Source organism: Kitasatospora sp. NPDC059088, from assembly GCF_042738155.1.
Lineage (GTDB): Bacteria > Actinomycetota > Actinomycetes > Streptomycetales > Streptomycetaceae > Kitasatospora.
Genome location: NZ_JBHYGR010000046.1, coordinates 36,553 through 55,764 on the forward strand (window position 1 = coordinate 36,553; position 19,212 = coordinate 55,764).

At 73.6% G+C, this 19,212-nt stretch carries 17 protein-coding genes and 1 pseudogene; 11 read left to right on the forward strand and 7 right to left on the reverse strand.

All coding sequences use genetic code 11. The annotated features are described in order from the left end of the window. Positions 1-116: 116 nt before the first annotated feature. Positions 117-602 (reverse strand): cysteine/serine endopeptidase inhibitor, encoded by a 486-nt coding sequence (locus tag ACFWXO_RS21675; RefSeq protein ID WP_375894841.1) that lies wholly within the window; start codon positions 600-602, stop codon positions 117-119. 285 nt (positions 603-887) lie between these two features. Here ACFWXO_RS21675 and ACFWXO_RS21680 point away from each other — a divergent pair, with 285 nt between their 5' ends. The 3 genes from ACFWXO_RS21680 to ACFWXO_RS21690 all read left to right on the forward strand — a co-directional run bounded on the left by ACFWXO_RS21680 (position 888) and on the right by ACFWXO_RS21690 (position 2,600). Continuing rightward, the gene (locus ACFWXO_RS21680; protein WP_380525409.1) at positions 888-1,115 is read left to right on the forward strand and encodes a hypothetical protein; all 228 of its coding nucleotides are present in this window, start codon (positions 888-890) and stop codon (positions 1,113-1,115) included. 401 nt (positions 1,116-1,516) lie between these two features. Beyond that, positions 1,517-2,170 (forward strand): 4'-phosphopantetheinyl transferase, encoded by a 654-nt coding sequence (locus ACFWXO_RS21685; RefSeq protein WP_375894844.1) that lies wholly within the window; start codon positions 1,517-1,519, stop codon positions 2,168-2,170. Between the two features lie 46 nt (positions 2,171-2,216). Then, positions 2,217-2,600: a barstar family protein gene (locus tag ACFWXO_RS21690; protein ID WP_375894846.1), complete on the forward strand. Its 384-nt coding sequence runs from the start codon at positions 2,217-2,219 to the stop codon at positions 2,598-2,600. A 9-nt stretch (positions 2,601-2,609) separates the two neighbouring features. Here ACFWXO_RS21690 and ACFWXO_RS21695 read toward each other — a convergent pair whose 3' ends face one another. Continuing rightward, the gene (locus ACFWXO_RS21695) at positions 2,610-3,551 is read right to left on the reverse strand and encodes a polysaccharide deacetylase family protein (protein WP_380525410.1); all 942 of its coding nucleotides are present in this window, start codon (positions 3,549-3,551) and stop codon (positions 2,610-2,612) included. 210 nt (positions 3,552-3,761) lie between these two features. Between ACFWXO_RS21695 and ACFWXO_RS21700 the strand changes: the two genes are divergently transcribed. Beyond that, the gene (locus ACFWXO_RS21700; RefSeq protein WP_380525411.1) at positions 3,762-5,405 is read left to right on the forward strand and encodes a CehA/McbA family metallohydrolase; all 1,644 of its coding nucleotides are present in this window, start codon (positions 3,762-3,764) and stop codon (positions 5,403-5,405) included. Between the two features lie 209 nt (positions 5,406-5,614). Continuing rightward, a complete protein-coding gene (locus ACFWXO_RS21705; protein WP_380525412.1) occupies positions 5,615-6,136 on the forward strand; it encodes a hypothetical protein in 522 nt (173 codons plus the stop codon). 38 nt (positions 6,137-6,174) lie between these two features. Here ACFWXO_RS21705 and ACFWXO_RS21710 read toward each other — a convergent pair whose 3' ends face one another. Then, entirely contained in the window at positions 6,175-6,684 is a 510-nt protein-coding gene (locus ACFWXO_RS21710) for a DinB family protein (protein WP_380525413.1), read from the reverse strand. A gap of 234 nt (positions 6,685-6,918) precedes the next feature. On the opposite strand from ACFWXO_RS21710, the gene ACFWXO_RS21715 reads away from it, so the two are divergent. Further along, positions 6,919-7,731, forward strand: a complete 813-nt coding sequence (locus ACFWXO_RS21715; RefSeq protein ID WP_380525414.1) for a class I SAM-dependent methyltransferase — start codon at positions 6,919-6,921, stop codon at positions 7,729-7,731. Positions 7,732-8,096: 365 nt separating this feature from the next. Then, positions 8,097-8,729 carry a polysaccharide deacetylase family protein gene (locus ACFWXO_RS21720; protein ID WP_380525415.1) on the forward strand — a complete coding sequence of 211 codons (633 nt, stop codon included), beginning with the start codon at positions 8,097-8,099 and terminating at the stop codon, positions 8,727-8,729. Between the two features lie 68 nt (positions 8,730-8,797). Here ACFWXO_RS21720 and ACFWXO_RS21725 read toward each other — a convergent pair whose 3' ends face one another. Further along, the gene (locus tag ACFWXO_RS21725) at positions 8,798-9,610 is read right to left on the reverse strand and encodes a hypothetical protein (protein WP_380525416.1); all 813 of its coding nucleotides are present in this window, start codon (positions 9,608-9,610) and stop codon (positions 8,798-8,800) included. A 264-nt stretch (positions 9,611-9,874) separates the two neighbouring features. Here ACFWXO_RS21725 and ACFWXO_RS21730 point away from each other — a divergent pair, with 264 nt between their 5' ends. Continuing rightward, positions 9,875-10,873, forward strand: coding sequence for a SpoIIE family protein phosphatase (locus ACFWXO_RS21730; RefSeq protein WP_380525417.1), 999 nt, complete (start codon positions 9,875-9,877; stop codon positions 10,871-10,873). Positions 10,874-10,974: 101 nt separating this feature from the next. On the opposite strand, the gene ACFWXO_RS21735 is transcribed toward ACFWXO_RS21730, so the two are convergent. Next, positions 10,975-12,084 (reverse strand): peptidoglycan recognition protein, encoded by a 1,110-nt coding sequence (locus ACFWXO_RS21735; protein WP_380525418.1) that lies wholly within the window; start codon positions 12,082-12,084, stop codon positions 10,975-10,977. Positions 12,085-12,335: 251 nt separating this feature from the next. Here ACFWXO_RS21735 and ACFWXO_RS21740 point away from each other — a divergent pair, with 251 nt between their 5' ends. The 3 genes and pseudogenes from ACFWXO_RS21740 to ACFWXO_RS21750 all read left to right on the forward strand — a co-directional run bounded on the left by ACFWXO_RS21740 (position 12,336) and on the right by ACFWXO_RS21750 (position 16,240). Then, a complete protein-coding gene (locus ACFWXO_RS21740) occupies positions 12,336-13,577 on the forward strand; it encodes a hypothetical protein (protein WP_380525419.1) in 1,242 nt (413 codons plus the stop codon). 306 nt (positions 13,578-13,883) lie between these two features. Continuing rightward, positions 13,884-15,743 (forward strand): annotated as a pseudogene (locus ACFWXO_RS21745) (family 20 glycosylhydrolase); the annotation flags it as partial. A gap of 53 nt (positions 15,744-15,796) precedes the next feature. Further along, positions 15,797-16,240, forward strand: coding sequence for a discoidin domain-containing protein (locus tag ACFWXO_RS21750; RefSeq protein WP_380525430.1), 444 nt, complete (start codon positions 15,797-15,799; stop codon positions 16,238-16,240). Between the two features lie 104 nt (positions 16,241-16,344). Here ACFWXO_RS21750 and ACFWXO_RS21755 read toward each other — a convergent pair whose 3' ends face one another. Both ACFWXO_RS21755 and ACFWXO_RS21760 read right to left on the reverse strand, forming a co-directional pair. Beyond that, complete coding sequence (locus tag ACFWXO_RS21755; RefSeq protein ID WP_380525420.1) at positions 16,345-18,264, reverse strand: NAD-dependent epimerase/dehydratase family protein; 1,920 nt, start codon at positions 18,262-18,264, stop codon at positions 16,345-16,347. Positions 18,265-18,703: 439 nt separating this feature from the next. After that, a complete protein-coding gene (locus tag ACFWXO_RS21760) occupies positions 18,704-19,006 on the reverse strand; it encodes a response regulator transcription factor (RefSeq protein ID WP_380525421.1) in 303 nt (100 codons plus the stop codon). Positions 19,007-19,212 lie beyond the last annotated feature (206 nt).

Here is a 19,212-nt window from a genome sequence, read left to right on the forward strand (position 1 = left end):
CGCGCGGCCCCCCCGCGGGCTCCTCCCCCCCCCCCGCCCCACCGCCTCCCCCGCCGCCCGGCCGCGGGGGCCCGCCGCCGCGGCGGCCGAGGTGGGCCCGGCGGGGTGGGCGGCCGTCAGCCGATGGTCGAGCCGGTGACGGGCTCGGACAGCTCGACGGTCCTGCCGTTCAGCCCGGCCTTGACGAACTGCCAGGTGAGGCCGCTGATCACGCCCTTGTCGAGCGGGGCCAGCTTGGCGAAGGCGGGCTGGCTGAGGTCGATGTGGGTGGAGTCGCAGGACGGACACTGGTCCTTCACCGGGACGGTGATGGTCTTGCCCTGGTACGTGACCTTGACCGAGATGCCCTTGCACACCGGGTCGTTGTTGGGGTTCGCGGTGGTCCACCAGGTGTGCGAGACGGCGACCAGCATCTGGTTGGAGGCGTTGATCTGGGTGCCGCAGGCGCCGTAGCCCGCGTCGGTGTAGTACGTGGCCTTGCCGGTCATCGGCTTGTTGATCGGTATCGCGGCGCTGGCGGAGCCGGCCGTCAGGGCGATGAGGGCGGCGGCGGCGAGCGGGGCGCCCGCGAGGATCCTGAGGTTCTTGCCGATGGCGCGCATGGTTCGTTCCCTCCGGTTCGACGATCCCGGGAAAGGTCATGGGCATGACAGCCAGAAGTCACCGAGGCCACAGTGCAGTTCGGCGAACGATCCGACGATCCGATGCCCACCCGGTGAAAGGAACGTATGCGCCCGTCCTCGGCATGGTCCAGACCTCCCCGGTGTTGCCATGAACACAAGGCAAGGATCTTTACCAATGCGGCCGAAGGGGCGAAGATGCGTGACCGCCTCACCACACAGGGTGTTGACAGGCCGTCACGACCGCCCGCCCCGGAGGCCCGCCCCATGCGCACCGCCCTCGCCGCCCTGCTCCTCGGCGCCGCCCTGAGCCCGGCCCTCGCCGCACCGGCCCTCGCCGCACCGGCCCTCGCCGCCCCCTCGCCCGCCGCCGCACCCGCGACCCGCGAGGTGAACCAGGGCTACAGCATCCCGGTCGGCGGCGTGACCGACCTCGGCGCACTGCCCGTACTCGGCAGCCTCGGACTGGACTTCGCCCACCTGCTTGGACAGTGACGGGCAGTCACCACCGCCCCGCACCCGGGCAGCACCCGACCCCGACAGCCGCACTCCCGCCATCGGACCGCCACCCCGCCGCCCGGTCACCCTGCTGCCCGGCACCCCCGAACTGGAACGCTACCGCTCCTCCCGGCTGATCTCCCTCCGCTCCTTCACCGCCGTACGACCCGGAGACGATCGCCCGGGCCCTGCGCGAGGCGGCGGCCGCCTTCGAGTGACCGCCGCCCCCCAGTGACGGCGTTCCAATGACCGCCGCCGGGCGGGCGGCCCCGGTCCGGGCTCCCGCCGCTGCGCGAGCGGCCCCGATTTGCCGAAGATCACGGACCGGGCCCGCCCGCCCGCGTTAGGCTCGCTCCGCGCGGCCCGCCGCCCGCGCTCGCCGACCCAGGGGGGAACGCATGATCGGGGACCTGCTGCCGGACGTCGTGGTGACCGAGGTGGCCTACGACGACCCGCCCGAGGCCCGGCTGGAGCCCGCCGAGGAGGCCGCCGTCGCCCGCGCCGTGGACAAGCGCCGCCGCGAGTTCACCACCGTCCGCCACTGCGCCCGCACCGCGCTGGCCCGCCTCGGCGTCCCGTACCGCCCGCTCGTCCCGGGCCTGCGCGGGGCGCCGAGCTGGCCGGACGGCGTGATCGGCAGCCTCACCCACTGCGACGGCTTCCGCGCGGCCGCCGTCACCCGGGCCGGCACCCTGGCCTCCGTGGGCATCGACGCCGAGCCCGCACTGCCGCTCCCCGAGGGCGTGCTGGACTCCGTCGCCCTGCCGGTCGAGCAGGAACGGCTGGCGAAGCTCGCCGCCGAACACCCGGACACGCCGTGGGACCGCATCCTGTTCAGCGCCAAGGAGTCGGTCTACAAGGCCTGGTTCCCGCTCACCCGGCTGTGGCTGGACTTCCACGAGGCCGAGCTCGACCTCTCCCCCGACGGCACCTTCACCGCCCGGCTGCTGGTCCCCGGCCCGGTGGTCGGCGGCCGCCGCCTGGACGGCTTCGAGGGCCGCTGGGCGGTGCGCGACGGCCTGCTCGCCACCGCGATCGCCGTCCACCCGTAACCGGCCGCCACCCGGCGGTTCGCCGCCCGGGCATATCCTCGTCCCCGTGACGGTGACCTATGTGCTCGACGGCGGGAAGATCGGCAACCTGGAGGACTTCTGGGCGGAGGTCGGTCGGAAGATCGGCGCCGACGGCTACTTCGGCCGCAACCTGGACGCCTTCGCCGACTGCCTCAGCGGCGGCTTCGGCACGCCGGACGACGACGACTACGTCATCGAGTGGCGCGACCACGAGGCCTCCCGCCGCGCCCTCGGCTACCCGGAGACGGTCCGCCAGCTGGAGCGGCAGCTCCCCCGGGTCCACCCCACCAACCGCGAACGGGTCGCGGCCGAGCTGGCCGCCGCCCGGGCGGGCAAGGGCCCGACGGTCTTCGACTGGCTGGTCGACATCATCGAGGAGCGGCACCCGGGCGGCCTCCGCCTGGCCTGACCCTCGGGCTCACAGCACGTCGGACAACCGGACGAACCGCCGCCCCGCCGCCAGCAGCCCCGGCAGCGCCGCCGCCACCCCGCGGGCGGTGCCGTGACCGGGCTGGTTCATGTGCCCGATGACGATCGCCCCCGGCGGCGCCGACGCCACCTCCTGCCGCACCTCGGCGGCCGGGAGGGTCGCCCCGCCGTCCGCGTTCACGGTGAACCCGGCGATCCGTTCGCCCAGGTCGGCGACCACCCGGACGGCGACGTCGTCGTAGTACGCGGTGCCGGAGCGGAAGAACCGCGGCGGGTGCCCGAGCAGCTCGGTCAGCTTGTGGGCGTTGCCCGCCACCTCGTCGTACACCTCGCCGACCCCGCCCGTGCCGGCGATCCCCTCGGCCGAACGACCGGTCACGGAGAGCGGGCGGTGCACGGTGCCGTGGTTGCCGATCTCGAACAGCGGGTCGGCGGCGAGCTGTTCGAAGGTGCGCGGATTGGCGTTGATCCAGCGGGCGTTCAGGAACAGCGTGGCCGGGACCTCGTGGGCGCGCAGGAAGTCGATCAGCTCGGCGTCGTAGCGGCTCCCGCCGGGCCCCCCGCAGGCGTCGAAGGTGAGCGCCGTGGCCTGCTGACCCTCCGGCAGCCCGGTGACCACCCCGGGGAGGTCCAGGCCCCAGGCGGTCGGCGCCACGGCCGCGTAGCGCTGGACCAGCTCGGCCCGGCCCGGCTCCCGGGGGGTCGCGGCAGCGGAGGGTGCGGCCGACGCCGTACCCGCGGGACTCCCCGAGGGCGCCGCCGAAGGGCTCGGCGTAGAGGTCGCCGAAGGACTCGGCGAAGAGGTCCCCGCCGGAGTCACCGTCGAGCCGACGGCCGCCCTGCCCCCCTCCGCGCCGCGCCCCGACCCGCACCCCGCCAGCGCACCGCCGCCCACCACCGCCGCCAGCAGCGTCCGCCGACTCAGTGCCACGCCTGCCTCCCGACCGCCCCGTCGTCACCTGCCGTACGAACCACCACATGACTATGAACCGGTCATCCGTCACTCCCCGCAACTCGCCCCGCCCTGGCCGGGCCCCTCTTTCACCGGCCCGCCCCACCCCGGTGGGTCCCGCCTCACCCCGGGTTCACCCCCGGGGGTAGGCGAACGGACGGACCAGCCCACCCCAGCCCGGAGGCCCCGATGCCCGCCGACCCCACACCTCCCGCCGACCCGACACCCCCCGCCCGGCCCGCGCACCCCGCCGCTCCCCCGCACCCCGCCCGCCGCGACCTGCTCCGCACCGGCCTCGCCACCGGCGCCGCCACCGCCCTCGGCCTGGCCGCCACGACCGGTGCCGCGGGCACCGCCTCGGCCGCCCCGAACCGCGACACGAACCAGGACGCGGACCGGACCGACCGCACCCTCACCCTCACCGGCCACCTCCCCACCGGCTGCCCCGACTTCGTCTACCTCCCGCTCGAAGTCCCCGAGGGCGTCCGCGAGATCGCCGTCTCCTACGGCTACGACAAGCCGCCGGTCCCGGCCGGCACCCCCGGCAACTCCTGCGACATCGGCATCTTCGACGAGCGCGGCACCGACCTCGGCGGCGACGGCTTCCGCGGCTGGTCCGGCGGCTTCCGCACCGAGTTCGCGCTCGCCCGCGGCTCCGCCACCCCGGGCTACCTCCCCGGCCCGATCAACCCGGGCACCTGGCACCTCGTCCTGGGCCCGTACCAGGTCGCCCCGCAGGGCCTGGAGTACCACGTCGAGGTGACCCTCCGGTTCGGCGAGCCGGGGCCGGAGTTCACCCCGCACTACCCGCCGGAGCGGGCCCGCGGCCGCGGCCGGGCCTGGTACCGGGGCGACTGCCACCTGCACACCGTGCACTCCGACGGCCGCCGCCTGCCCGAGGAGGTGGCCGCCGGGGCCCGCGCCGCGGGCCTGGACTTCATCGTCTCCACCGACCACAACACCAGCTCCTCGCACGCCGTCTGGGGTCCGCTGGCCGGCCCGGACCTGCTGATCGTGCCCGGCGAGGAGGTCACCACCCGCAACGGCCACTGGCTGGCCCTGGGCCTGGAGGCCGGCCAGTTCGTCGACTGGCGCTACCGCTCGCGCGACGAGGAGTTCCCGCGCTTCGTCCGCCAGGTCCACCGCTCCGGCGGCCTGGTGGTGCCCGCGCACCCGTACTGCCCGTACGTCGCCTGCCAGTGGAAGTTCGGCTACGAGCAGGCCGACGCCGTCGAGGTGTGGAACGGGCCGTGGACCTACGACGACGAGTCGGCCGTCGACACCTGGGACTCCGAGCTCGCGGTGGCCCTGCGGGGCGGCCGCTCCTGGCGGCCCGCGATGGGCAACAGCGACGCCCACAGCGCGCCCCAGGTCATCGGCCTGCCGCACAACGTCGTCCTCGCCGAGGACCTCACCCGCGACGCCGTCCTCGACGGGCTGCGCGCCGGGCGCAGCTGGCTGGCCGAGTCCGCCGCCGTCCGGCTCGACCTCACCGCCACCGGCCACGGCCGCCGGGCGGCCATCGGTGAGGAGCTGACCGTCCCGGCCGACGCCCCGGTGGACGTCCGGCTCGCCGTCTCCGGCGTGCCCGGCGGCACCGTCCGGCTGATCACCGACGAGGGGCAGCTGCACCAGGAGTCGCTGCCCGCCGACGGCTCCGGCACGGTCGTCTGGCGCACCACGGCCTCGCTGGCCGCCTACGTCCGCGCCGAGGTCCGCCACCCGAGGGCGGACGGGACGCCCGGCAAGGGCAACGCGATGGGTCCGGACCTGCCGTGGGGGCCGATGGCGGCCCTCACCAACCCGATCGTGCTGCGCGCCGAGGAGCGCTGAACGGGTCCGGCGACCCGCCCACCGGCCGGGAGGGGGACGACTCGGGGCACCCGTTTGGACTAGGTTGATCCCCGAAACGCATCAGTCGTAGGGACGAGGCGGTCGGCTGTCCGTATCCGGGGCGACCGGCTCCTCCGCACGCCCACCGTCTCGCCCCGGCTGCCCGTCCGTACCCGTCCCGTCCCCGGCCCGCGAAGGGATCAGCAGCTGTGAACCGTACGACCGTAGGTGGGCCGGAGCTCGGGGGCGGCCGGGGCGCCGGAGGCGTCCTCGTCCTCGTCGACCCCGCCGGGGCCGCCGATCCCGCCGGGGCCGCCGGTGGAGCAGGGGGCGGCAGCCCGGTCGCGGGGCTGCTCGTCCAGGAGCTGCGCCCGAGCGTCCACCTGCGGACGGACGACTTCCTCCGGGTCATCCGCAACGGCCAGGTCCCGCCGCAGCTGCCCGGGGCCGACCGGCAGCAGGCCACCGCGCTCGCGGCCACCGCCCAGGCCGCCTTCGCCTACGCCACCGGCGGCTACCAGGTCGTCGTCGAATGCGCCGACGCCCCGGCGGCCCTGGACACCTTCCGCCGCGAGAGCCGCACCACCGGCGCGGCCCTGCACTACGTCGTCCTCACCGGCGCGGCCCCCGCCACCCCGCACGAGCTGGACACCACCGACCTCACGCCGGAGACCACCGCCAAGTCGGTGCTGGCGGCCCTCACCGCCCGCACCCACCTGCTCGGCTGGTAGCCCGCCACCCCGGCCCCAGGCCCCTACGCCCCCAGGGCCTACGCCCCGACCGTGCCGTCGATGGCCTCCCGCAGGAAGTCCGCGTGCCCGTTGTGCCGGGCGTACTCGTGGATCAGGTGCAGCATCACCAGCCGCAGCGACACCTCGGCCCCCCACCGCGCCTGGTAGCCGGTGACGTCCAGCGAGGGCGCCGCCAGCTCGATCCGGCGCGAGTGCTCGACCTCGGCCCGCCAGGCGGCGAAGGCCTCGGCACGGGTGGCCCCGGTCGGGTCGTAGGCCACCTGGTAGTCCCCGTCGGGGGACCAGACCAGCGGGACGTCCTCGCCGTCGATCACCCGGCGGAACCAGGTGCGCTCCACCTCGGCCATGTGCCGCACCAGCCCGAGCAGGCTCAGCTCGGACGGCGGACTGGAGCGCTGCCGCAGCTGTTCGTCGGTCAGGCCCTCGCACTTCATGGCGAGGGTCGCCCGGTGGAAGTCCAGGAACTCGCGCAGCATCTGGCGCTCGCCACCGGTCAACGAGGGTACGGGTCGGTCGTCGGTGCTCATGCGGGGTCGTGCTCCTCGCGCTCTGGCCCTGGGGCGTGTCCGGTGGATCGGGCCGGTCCGGTCGGCCACCGGCGGACTGTAGCGAACCCGCACCCCCCTCGGACACCGGGTTTCCACGCCCCGTCAACCCCGAACCCGCCTCGTCACGTACCGTGTTCGGACCACCACAGGTTTGGGTACGTACCTCGGCGCGCCCGACCGCCGGGCGCCCACGAGCAGGAGACCCGACGGCCCATGGACCACAACCACATCCCCCCGACAGTGCGCCGCACCTACGGTGCCGACGACCTCAGCACCGCGCCGTCCTTCGCGGGCGGATTCATCAACTTCGGTGACTGGCACGGCATCGACCTGACCGCCCCGTCCGCAGAGGACCGGGTGCACAGCCAGGAGCAGCTCTACCGCCGGGTGCTGAACGCCTTCCCGGAGCCACGCGGACAGCTGCGCCTGGCGGAGGTCGGCTGCGGCCGCGGCCTCGGTGCGGCGCTCGCGCTACGGGAGTTCCGCTTCGCCTCCGTCACCGGTGTCGACATCCACCCCGACCAGATCGAACGCGCCCGCGCCGTGAACGCCCGCGCCCTGGCCACCTACCCCGACCGGCTCGCCTACACCCTCGGCTCCGCCGCCCAACTCCCCTTCGCCGACGCCACCCTGGACGGCGTCTACTCCGTCGAGGCCGCCCAGCACTTCCGCGAACTCGGCGGTTTCGCCCGCGAAGCCGCCCGGGTCCTGCGCCCCGGCGGCCGTCTGGTCGTCACCACCTTCTTCGCCGCCCCCGGCCCCGAGATCGCCGAACGCCTCAAGATCCTCCTCGCCAGCTTCGCCGACGGGCTCGACGTCGCCCACACCCTCGACGGCTTCACCGGCGACCTCACCGACGCCGGCTTCACCGACATCGGCACCGAGTCCATCGGCCCCGACGTCTGGCCCGGCCTCGACCGCTACCTCGCCGACACCGTCCCCAACGACCACTGGACCCGCAACTTCCTCCCCGCCTGGCGCCACGGCCTCCTCGACTACCACCTCCTCACCGCCACCCGCACCTGACCCGCCCCCACCGCCCACCAACCCCGGGCCTGCCCGCACCCCCCGCGGACCGGCCCGGGGCAGGACACACCCCACAGCTCCGGGGGCCCCTGCCCCCCAGCGGTCGACAGCGCCCCGGCCGGTCTGCCATTCGGGTGAAAAGCTCCGGGTTGGCCGGGCGCGGATGGACAGCCGGTCCATCGCTGTCAGAATCTCATTTTCCTTGAACTCCATCCGATACACGCGGTGCCGCCCAGGAGCTGGAGCAGAACGTGCGATTCATCCGACCACGCAGCATTCCAGGTCAGGCGACCGGCACAATGGCGGGGCATTTTCCGTGGACGCTGATGTACCACTCCGTGGCGATCGCACGCGACGACCCCTATATGATCACCGTTTCCCCCGCGCGCTTTCGTCGCCAGCTGCGCTGGTTGTCCTCGTGGGGCCTGCGCGGGGTGGCGGTGGAAACCCTGCTGCGCTGCCATCGGGAGGGCACCGCTCGGGGGTTGGTCGGGCTCAGTTTCGACGACGGGTACCGCGACTTCACCGAGGAGGTCATGCCCGCACTGGTGGAGTACGGCTTCACCGCGACGGTCTACGTGGTGGCCGGCCGACTGGGCGGGTACAACGACTGGGACCAACTGGGCCCGCGCAAACCACTGATGACGGCACTCCAGGTCCGTGAGGTCGTCGCCGCCGGACTGGAGATCGGCTCGCACGGACTGACGCACCAGCGCCTGGCGGGCCTCGGCGCCCGGGATCTGGCGGCCCAGGTCACCGGCAGCCGCCGTGCGCTGGAAGACCTCACGGGGCAGGAGGTCGCGGGGTTCTGCTACCCCTACGGCTCGCTCGACGCCGCTGCCGTGGCGGCGGTGGCGGGAGCCGGCTACAGCTACGGGTGCGCGGTCAGCCCCGGAGCCCACGGCGGGCGGTACGCGATTCCCCGTGCCTACATCGGCGACCGGGACGGGCCGCTGCGCATGATCGCCAAGCTGGCGCGCGACCGCTGGCAGCGCTGACAACTCACTGCTGAAAACGCACAGTTGACGGCCCACGGGTGTCCGCGGAGCCGGAGCTCGCGACGCGATCAGGAATCGGCGGTGCCGGGCTCCAGCCGCAGCCAGGACTCGTGCCAGAGCAGTGCGCACTGGCGGTCGCAGCCGTTGGCCACCGGCTCGCCGCCGCAGCGGAGGCCCCGGAGGATGAACCACCGTCCTCCGGCGGGCCGTTGCCACCACGCGAGCGACCGGTGGCGCAGCTCGAAGGCTCCGTGGCGGGTGCCGACGTGGCGTTCCATGCCGGGCTGGAAGGGCACGCCGTCCAGGCGGCCGTCGGCCCCGAGGGTCGCGCTGATCTCCGCGAGACTCCGCACGGTGGCCCATCGCGTGGCCGGCCGGGCGGGCGGGAGCGGCGCGGAGGCCGGCTCCAGCCATGCGTCGCGGAACAGCAGGGCGCAGTCCAGTCCGCAGCCCTGGGTGCCGTCGGCGCCGTGACAGGTGGCGCCGGCCAGGGTGACGGTGTCCGCCAGGCTCCGCATGCGGTAGTGGTCGTCCACCATGCGCCGCACGACGCGCTCGACGCGGTGGACCCCACCGCAGAAGGACCATTGGCTACGGGTGAACCAGAGCCCTCGATGCCGGTCCTCGGCGTCGAGGGTGGCACGCACCGCCGCCTCGTCCTTCACCCGGACCCAGTCCCCCACGGAGAAGCGGGAGGGCCGGCCGGGTGCGGGAAGACCGCTCCGGCTCTCGCGCAGGTCCTCGAAGGCGAGCCGGGCGCGGCGGACGACACCGAGCGGGGGGAGGTCGCACAGGGGGAGGTTCTTGTACTGGCACCGCTCCGCCGCCGTTCCGCAGCGCATCCCCGCGGCGCCGTCGAACCATGATGTCTCTGCGGTCATCTGCGCTTTCCCGTCGGGTCGGAAATATTGACACAGGGTAGCGCGACGCGGCCTTTCCGGACGGACTCACCGAGCCTGCCCGAGGGCATTCCCAGCAAATGATACTAGTCATATCGACGATATCCCCGAGAATGTCTTCCTCACCCTCAGAACCCTTTGTCCAAGGCGCCCGATGCGTCCGAGGCGATCGTGAGGCCGGCCGTACTCCGGGTGTCGAATGCGCGCGGGGAGCGATCGGATCCGCCGTTCCTCTAAGGTCGCGGCATGTCGACTCCGACTTTCTCCACACGCGGCCTGGTGCTGACGGTGTCGGCGCTCGGGGTACTCGCGGGAACGGATTTGCTCAGCAGGTCGGCGCATTCCGCCGCCCTCGCGATTTTCGCGCCCGCCCTGGAGTCATCGGTGCTCCAGGCCGTCCCGTGGGCGGCCTTCGTCCTCCATCTGGCATCGATCGCCGTGCGGACGGTGCTGGAGCCGCGGCGGGACCTCGCCGCCGGTTGCGGACGGCTGCTCACGGGCACGGCGGTCAGCTGCCTGGCGGCCGTCGCGGTCCTCGGGGGCGTCGCCCGGCTGCGCAGGGCACGCCGCCGGGCACCGGGGCCGACGGTGGGTCCGGTTCGGCGCGGGGTGCTCCGACCGCCCGGCCGGGTGGGGGACCTGGCCGTGACGGTTCGGCGGGTGTCGACGGCCGAGCCCGGCCAGGACCGGGGCGTGCTGTGCGAGGTGCTGGAGACGCCGTTCGGGGTCCGGATGGTGATGGGCGATGTCCGGGGTGGCGGCCGGCCGGCGGCGGTGCGGGTGATCGCCAGGGTGGCCGGGGAGATCCGGGAGGCCGCACAGTACGAGCCGTCCCTGGCCGGGGTGGCGGCCAGGGCGGAGTCGTGCGTGTCCGGGGCGGTGGCGGCCGGTGTGCTCGTGACGGCCGTGTTCGCGGAGTTCTCCGGCGCGGCGGAGGTGCTGCTCCTGTCGTACGGGCATGCGCCGTTGCCGCTGGTCGCCCACGACGACGGCGTGCGGACCGTGGCGTGCGAGCCGGGCCCGCCCGTGGGCCTGGCCGAACTGACCCTGGGCGAGCCGCTCTTGCGTCAGGAGCCCTTCGTCCTGGGGCAGACCCTGGTGGTGTGCTCCGACGGTGTCGCCGAGGCCCGGGGATGCGGGGGCGCGGGCCCCCGCTCGCGGAACGCCTGGCGCGACTCACCGGAACAGGCGGGTGGCGGGCGGGCGGGACGGAGGAGCGCGCGGACCTGCTGTGTGCGGATCTGACGGCCTTCACCGGGAGGGAGTCGGACGGTGCCGCCGTGGTCCTCCTGGTGGAACGGGTACGGTCCGCCGACGGGTAGCCGCGTCGACGGGCCGCCGGCTCGTCAGCCCTGGAGGCGGGCCGCCGTGTCGCGGATGTCGGGGAGTCGCTGGTACAGGGCGTCACCGGGGCATTCGGTGGCGAAGCCGTCGCGGTGGCCGGAGATGGAGGCGAAGTCGACGACGGTGCCCTTGGGGTAGAGGCTGCCGTCCGAGCCGGAGGTGAGCTGGGCCGATCCGTCGGCCTTCCACCCGCCGAGGTCGAGCTTCCAGGCGGCGATCTTGGCAATGCCGTCCTGCAGTTCCTGCGGCGGATCGTCCTTGCTGAACGTCCCGATGGCAGCAATGCCGGAGGAGTTGGTGTTGAAGCCGAGGGTGTGGGCACCGAGCACGGGCTGGTTGACGCCGCCGGCCCGGCCCTCGTAGATGGTGCCGCAGCGGTCGACCAGGAAGTTGTAGCCGATGTCCCGCCACTTGTTGGTCTGCACGTGGAACAGGTAGATGCCCCTGATCACCTTGGGCGCGTCGGAGCAGGCGTAGTCGGTGGCGGTGTCGGTGTGGTGGACGAAGGCCACCCGGGCCGAGCCGGTGTACACGAAGCCCGCTTCGCGGATGGACTCGTCCGCACCCCAGCCCTTCCGGGTGACGATGCCGGGGCGCGGAGCCGTGGGGGCCTCGGGCCCGGCCGCGTGTTCGGTGAGGGGCTGGTCATCGGCGGCCGCGGCTCCCTGGCCGGGGTCGACCAGGTCGACCCGCAGTCCGCGCGGGAGACCGGCCGGACCGGGGTGCACGTCGACCGCGACGCCGTTGCTGTGTCCGACCCACAGCGGGGCGGTGGAACCGCGCTGGGCGGAGTCGGGCCCGTCGGCACCGGTCTCCAAGGTGTGCCAGTCACCCCAGCGGCCGGTGGCGGCATCGCGGGTGCGGACTCGTACGGAGCCGCCGGCCAGGGCGGTCGGGGGGCCGTCCCAGACCACGCCGAGGAGGTCGAACGCGCGGGTGGCCCGGGGCGCGACGGCTCCGCCGGAGGTGAGGGCCACCGAGGTGACCGAGCCGCCTCCGGCGGAGGTACGCGGCGCCGGGTCGACCGAGCTGTCCGTAGCGACGGCCGGGGGCTGGAAGAGCAGGGTGGCGGTGCAGCCGGCGAGGACTGCTGCCGGGATTGAGATCCTCATGTAAGGGATGTTCAGGGCAAATCACGATCCCCGCATGTCACCGTCGGGGCCCGTGCGGTCACGGTGGGCATCCGTGGCCGGGACGGCGACGGGGCGCCGGCGCGGGCGGTGGTGCGCGGAGCGCGGGCGGCAGTCCCCCGTTCTCAGCAATTCATTGGGCCAGGCCGGTTAACTCGCGGCGGCGCATTTCGCCTCCCGATGGTAGAAGCGCGTATTCAGAAGATCCGTTTTGCGGATCATCCAGGAGCGTCATGCGAACTCGAATCACCACCCTGGTCCTGTCGGGCCTGACGTCGTCCGCCCTCCTCTGGGGCGCCGGCGGTGTGGCCCACGCCTCCCCCGCCATCGACCACAGCGTGACCGTCGACTCGTCGCAGGCCCAGGGCGAATGGGTCGACAGCATGCTGCGGCTCGCCCAGGAGAGCGGTGTCCCATCGGACGGCACCTGGAGCAGCGGGAGTAACGGCGACCTCCAGTCGATGCAGGTCGTCCGCCCGGCCCACCGCGCCGACGCCGGCGAAGGCACCGAGCCCGAGGGCATCGCCCCCGAGGGGATCACGCCCGAGGGACTCGTGCTCGACGGCCAGGCGCCGGGTTCGGCGCAACCGGACGACTCGACCAGGCCCGGCGCGCAGGGCCAGCCGATGGAAAAGGCCCCGGATTCGGCCCTGTCCGAAGGCGCCTGGGACAACGGCGGCAAGCCCTGCGACCAGGCCCCCGGCCACGAGACCCACGGCCACGTTCCCGGCCCCGGCGGCTCCGACTGCATCTGCGTGCCCGAGACTCCCGGCGCTCCCCCGCACGGCGAGCACGGCGAGCACGGCGAGCACGGCGAGCACGGCGAGCACGGGGAACACGGCGAGCACGGGGAACACGGCGAGCACGGCGAGCACGGCGAGCACGGCGAGCACGGCGAGCACGGCGAGCACGGCGAGCACGGCGAGCACGGGGAACACGGCAGCTCGGAGCAGAACCAGGGCCAGAACGGCCAGCAGAACCAGGGTCAGGGCCAGGACCAGAACCAAGGCCAGAACCAGGGCCAGGGTCAGGACCAGAACGCCCAGCAGAACCAGGGCCAGGACCAGCACGTCGCCGTGACCGTCGTCGTGCAGAACACCGTGGCCAACAATCTGAACAACAGCGCCAACAACAGCGCCACCAGCAATTCGAACAACTCCGCGCACAACAGTGCCCAGAACTCCGCGCTCAACAACCAGTCGGCCTCGCAGGCCAACAACCTCTCCAACCACCAGAGCCAGGCCAACCAGCAGTCCGCGTACAACCTGAACAAGATCAAGCTCGTCGCCAAGGAGGTGCCGTCGCACCCGCACACGCCGGCCCACCACGGCGGCGGCGAGCAGCACCACTACAACCACCACCACGGCGAGCTGGCCCAGACCGGCGCCCCGAAGACCCCGGTCCTCCTCGGCCTCTCCGCCGCGTTCCTCGCCGCCGGCGTGGGGGCCCTGCGGCTCAGCCGACGCCGTTCCTGATCGGACCCGTACGCGGGGAGGATCGACCACCCGGCACTTCGTCCATGAACAGGCCTCCGCCAGGCAGTTGACCTGGCGGAGGCCTCTTCGTGTTCGGTCCGGAGTCCGGAGCCGTCCCGCCGTCCACTCTCACCCGATCCGGGCGGTTCCGGCGGTTCTGCACCGCGAAATCTCAGCGAATGGTCCAGACCTCTCTTGGCGGCCCGGCCGGGGCACCTCATCATGGCGGCACATCGTGCCACCCGGCGGCCGGAAGCTCACACCCGCGCGCCGTGCACGCCCCCCACCCCACCCGAGGTCACCCCCATGCGGCTCAAAGCCCTTCTCCTCGTCGGAAGACCGGTCTGCCTGCCACTGGTCTCCGCGCTCGCCCTGCTGCTCCCCACGGCGTCCACTGCCGCCGCTGATCCCGTCCCGGTGAACGCGGCGCCCGCCGTCGTCCCCGCCGTTCAGCAATGGACGGGCGGCAAGGGGCGGGTGGTGCTGGCCGACCACCCCCGGGTCGCCACCCCCGTCGACTCCTCCCCCGAACTTCGCCACCTGGTAGGGCAATTCACCGGTGAAGCGGCTGAGATGACGAACCATCAGATCGATCCCGTGGTGGATGCCGGCGGTGACGGTGACATCGTCATCCAGGTCGACCCGGACGCGGACTTCGGGGCGGCCCTGCCCCGACTCAGGGCCGAGGCCTACCGGATCGACACCGACCGCGGACTGGTCACCGTCACCGGGGCGGCGCAGCAGGGCGCCGTCGAGGGCACCCGGACCCTGCTCCAGCTGCTCGCCGGCTCCGCGGACCACCGCAGCCTCCCGGTCGGATCCGTCGTGGACTACCCGAACTACGCCCTGCGCGGGCTGATGCTCGACGTCGGACGGCGCTACTTCACCCCCGAGTTCATCCGCTCGTACATCCAGTGGATGGGCTACCAGAAGCTCAACACGCTCCAACTCCACCTGAACGACAACGAGATATCCCCGGCGAACTGGTCGACCGCGCAGGCGGCGTTCCGCCTCAGGAGCGACAACCCCGCCTTCGCCGGACTGGCCGCCGCCGACGGCTCCTACACCAAGGCGGACTGGGACTCCTTCGAGGACACCGCGGCCGCGGTCGGCGTCACCATCATCCCGGAGATCGATGCACCGGCCCACGCCCGGGCGTTCACCAGGTTCAAACCGGGGATCGGTCTGAACAAGGGCGACTCCGACGAGTTGGACCTCTCGAAGCCCGCCGCCACCGACTTCATGAAGTCCGTCTACGCCGAGTTCACCCCGTGGTTCCGGGGCCCGACCGTCGGCATCGGCGCCGACGAGTACAAGGGCCCGGCCGCCGACTTCAAGGGGTACGTCAACACCATCGCCCCCTACGTCCGGAGCCTGGGCAAGCAGGTCACCATGTGGGGCAGTCAGAAGGGGATCTCCGGCGGCGGCGCCGGCTACGACAAGGACATCACCGTCGACAGCTGGAACAACGGCTGGTACGGCCCCCAGCAGGCCATCGCCGACGGCTACCCCAAGGTCATCAACTCCAACGACAACTGGCTGTACGTCGTGCCGTTCGCGAACTACTACCACGGCCAGGGTCTGGACGGGAAGGCGATCTTCGACAGCTGGCAGCCCAACGTCTTCTCCGACGGCCAGAGCCTGGCCGAGCAGGACCCCCACCTGCTCGGCGCGATGCCAGCCGTCTGGAACGACCTGGTGCACGAGGACTACACGGAACTCCAGGTGCACGGCCTGCTCGAGAAGAGCCTGCCCGCCCTCGCCCAGAAGATGTGGTCCGGCACCAGGGCCGGTACCGACTACCAGGCGTTCCTGGACACCGTCCGCGCCGTCGGCCAGGGCCCCGGCACCGGCTACCTGCCCGACACCCTCGGGTCCGACGACGTCACCGCCGACCTCGCCCTCGGCCGCACCACCACCGCCTCCTCCAGTGAAGGGCCCAAGTGGCAGGCGTCCAACGCCACCGACGGGCTCGCCGACACCCGCTGGTCGAGCAAGCGCACCGACGGGGAGTGGCTCCAGGTCGACCTCGGCTCGGTACGCCGGATCTCCTCCGCCACCCTCACCTGGGAGAGCGCCTACGCCCGGGACTACGACCTCCAGGTCTCCACCGACGGCACCACCTGGACCACCGTCTCCCAGCAACGCGGCCGCACCACCGCCGGCACCGACACCCTCACCTTCACCCCCACCGACGCCCGCTACGTCAGGAGCAGGGCATCCACCGCGGCACCGCCTACGGCTACTCCCTCTACAGCCTCGACGTCCGGGGCGCGGCCGACCTCGCGGCCGGCCGGCCTGCCACCGCCTCGTCCAGCGAGACGGCCGCCTTCACCCCCGACCGGGCCTTCGACAACAACGGCACCACCCGCTGGTCCAGCGACCGCACCGACGACCAGTGGCTCCAGGTCGACCTCGGCACGGTGAACACCGTCAGCGCCGCCACCCTGGTGTGGGAGGCCGCCTACGCCCGGGACTACGACCTCCAGGTCTCCACCGACGGCACCACCTGGACCACCGTCTCCCAGCAACGCGGCCGCACCACCGCCGGCACCGACACCCTCACCTTCACCCCCACCGACACCCGCTACGTCAGGATGCAGGGCATCCACCGCGGCACCGCCTACGGCTACTCCCTCTGCAGCCTCCGCCTCGGCAACTGACCGCCCCGCACCCGGACGGGTCGTCCGCCGCCGCACCGGCCGGTGGACGACCCGTCCGGGCCTCCGGGCCGCCGGACGACCCCGTACCCGGCGGCGTGTGCCGATCAGTCGACGTGGAGTTCCATCCACTCGGCGAGGGCCGCGAGCCCATGGTCGAAGCCCGTACGCGGGGCCCAGCCGAGCGCCGTACCGCCGCGGCGCGGTCCGCCGTTGCGGGATGCCGCGGTGGTGGCGGCCATGACCGGGCGGCCGCTGTCGAGCCGCGCCGCGGCGAGGGCGATGTCCTCGGTGGTGAGGCGCTCGTCGCCGGTGATGTTCATGATCCGGTGGACGGGCGGCGCCTGGAGGGTGCGGTCGACCGCGTCGACCACGTCGTCGATGTAGACCGGCCGCCAGGTCTCCGTCGTCTCGTCCCCCGTACGGTCGGCCCGTGGCGGCAGGGTGCGCCGCAGGGCCTGCTCCACGACGGAGCCGTCGAGCACCTCCGGGCCGAAGACCAGTCCCAGCCGGAGCCAGTGGACCGTGGGGGCGGGTGTCCGCACCCCGTCCGGGGCCATGGCGGCCGGCCACAGCGGGCGGTCCGCGGCGGGTCCCCAGCGCAGGGCCAGGTCCACGCTCGTCGGATCGCCGACGCAGACCACCTGCGGCACCCCGGCCTTCGCCGCGCCCGCCACGACGTTCTCCACCCGGGCCCAGAGCCGGCCGATGTCCGCGGCGCAGGAGTCGGCGGTCTCGGGGGAGAGCAGGTGGACGACCGCGCTCGCGCCCGGGAGCACCGGGTCGAGGGCCTCCCGCCGCACGGGGTCTGCGGCCAACTCGCGCACGCCCGGGTAGTCGTGGACCAGCAGCCGGGGCGCGACCGCGGTGACCTCCCAACCGGCGTCGGCGAGGCGTCTGGCGAGCGCCGTGCCGATCGGCTCGTCGGCACCGGTGAGGACCAGTCGTCGGGCCCGCCGTCGGCGCCGCGGGCCCCCGCCCCCGGTGTCCGGGGGCAGCCGGGCCCCGCGGGCGAGACCGGCCCGGTAGGCCTCGCGGGCGACCTCCAGGAGGCTGGGCCGCAGCTCCGCGAGCGTCAGCCAGTCGACGGCGGCGGACAGGCCTCCGACTCCCACCGTGGCCAGGCCCCGGTCGGTGGCGGCGCCGTCGGTGCTCCGCTGCGACGACCCGTCCGGGGGGAGACGGGCGCTGGTGACCACGCCCATCAGGAACGCGGTCAGCCAGTGCCTGGTGGACAGTTCCGGGCCGATGCGCTCGACCAGTTCGGTGGAGGCGTCGGAGTTGAGGCCGAACAGCAGTCGCAGCCGCCGGTCGTAGCGGGCCGGGTCGAGGCCGAGCCGGGCGAGGTAGTGGTGCGCCGGGGAGGTCGCCCAGCCACTCCTGATCCGGGTCGCGACGTGGACCCCGCCCCGGACGAAGAAGGGGACGGCGTCCAGTGCGGCGAGCCCGGGTGCCCGGCTCCAGCCGGTGTCGACCTCCGCGTCCTGCGGCCGGGACGACGGCGCGGGGTCGTCGACCGGGTGGAACGGCAGGGGGAACCGGACGTGCTCCGCCGTGGCCAGGTAGGTGGGCACCCCGAAGGTCCTCAGGTAGCGGGCCAGGACGGGACCGTGCCCGGTCCGGTGGGTGCGGCGGGTGGCGTAGCGGACGAAGCCTTCGGCCCGGCCGGTCGGCAGGACCAGCGCCGTGGTCGGTACGGCACCCACGACACCGGGCGCCCAGCGGTGCCCCGTCAGGGCGGCCATCCGCACCGCGGCCGCGGCGGGCGTGTCGGGGTGGGCGTGCAGGACGAGCGCGGCCTCCGGCGCGGCCCGCACGGCCGCGCTGACCCGCGCGTGGAAGTCCTTCCCGAGGACGGCTCCCTCTTCGATCAGCACGTGGTGGGTGGATCCCGGTGGAGGGGTGGACCAGGCGCGGATCGCGGCATTCGATCCGTTGATCCCCCGCGCCGTCACCACGGCGTACGGTTCGGGCGAAGCCCGTTCGGCCAGCTCCCGGGCGGAGGCCGCCCGTTCCGGCCTGGCCATGACAACGCCGCTCAACCGAATGTGCACGGTCAGGGAACTCCTGTTCTCAAGAGGTGGCGCCGGGAGTCCGGCTGTGGTGGAAGTGGCCCCGGCCCGCCCCGGCGCACGACCGACCGTCAGTCGCGCGCGCCCACCTCACCGCGGGAGTGTGCACCCCGCCGCGACCGACCGGCCCCGGGGAGCGTCGGCCGTTCCGGGGAACACGGTGCACGAGATTCGAACAGAGGTCTACACCAATTCAAAAAGTCCGGCCCTCGTTGCACCATGTGCACCGGCCCGCGACCCGGACGGCGGCCTTGATCCGGACCAACCCGATCCTAGGTTCGGCGGGGACGGGATTTCGCGGGCCGACCGGCCGGAACGACCGTGCCGTTCGGCAGAGGCCGGAGCGGCCGGACGGCCGGCCGGAGACGGCCCCGGGAGTCGTCCCGACGGCGGTTCAGGCGCCGCGCAGCAGACCCGCGTCGCGGGCGACGACGGCGGCCTGCACCCGGTTGGCGCACTCCAGCTTGGCCAGCAGGCTGCTCACGTGGGTCTTCACCGTGCCCGCCCCCAGGTGCAGCCGCGCCCCGATGTCGGCGTTGGAGGCGCCGGTCCCGAGCAGCGCGAGGACCTCGCGTTCCCGGGCGGTGAGGCCGGAGAGCCGGTCGACCCCCTGGCGCGCGGGAGCCGGTTCGTCGCCGGACGCGCTCGCCGCGAGGTACCGGTCGATGAGGTGCCGGGTGACCCGCGGGGACACCACCGGCTCACCGCGCACCACCGTCCGGACCGCCTGGATGAGCTCCTCCGGGGGGGCTGTCCTTGAGCAGGAAGCCCGCCGCGCCCGCCCGGAGCGCCCGGGCGATGTTCTCCTCCTCGCCGATGGGGGTGTGGGTTTGGATCGTAGACGCGGGGGGGGGCGGGGGGGGGAGGGTGGGGGGCGCGCTGGCGCGCGGCCCCCCCCGCCTC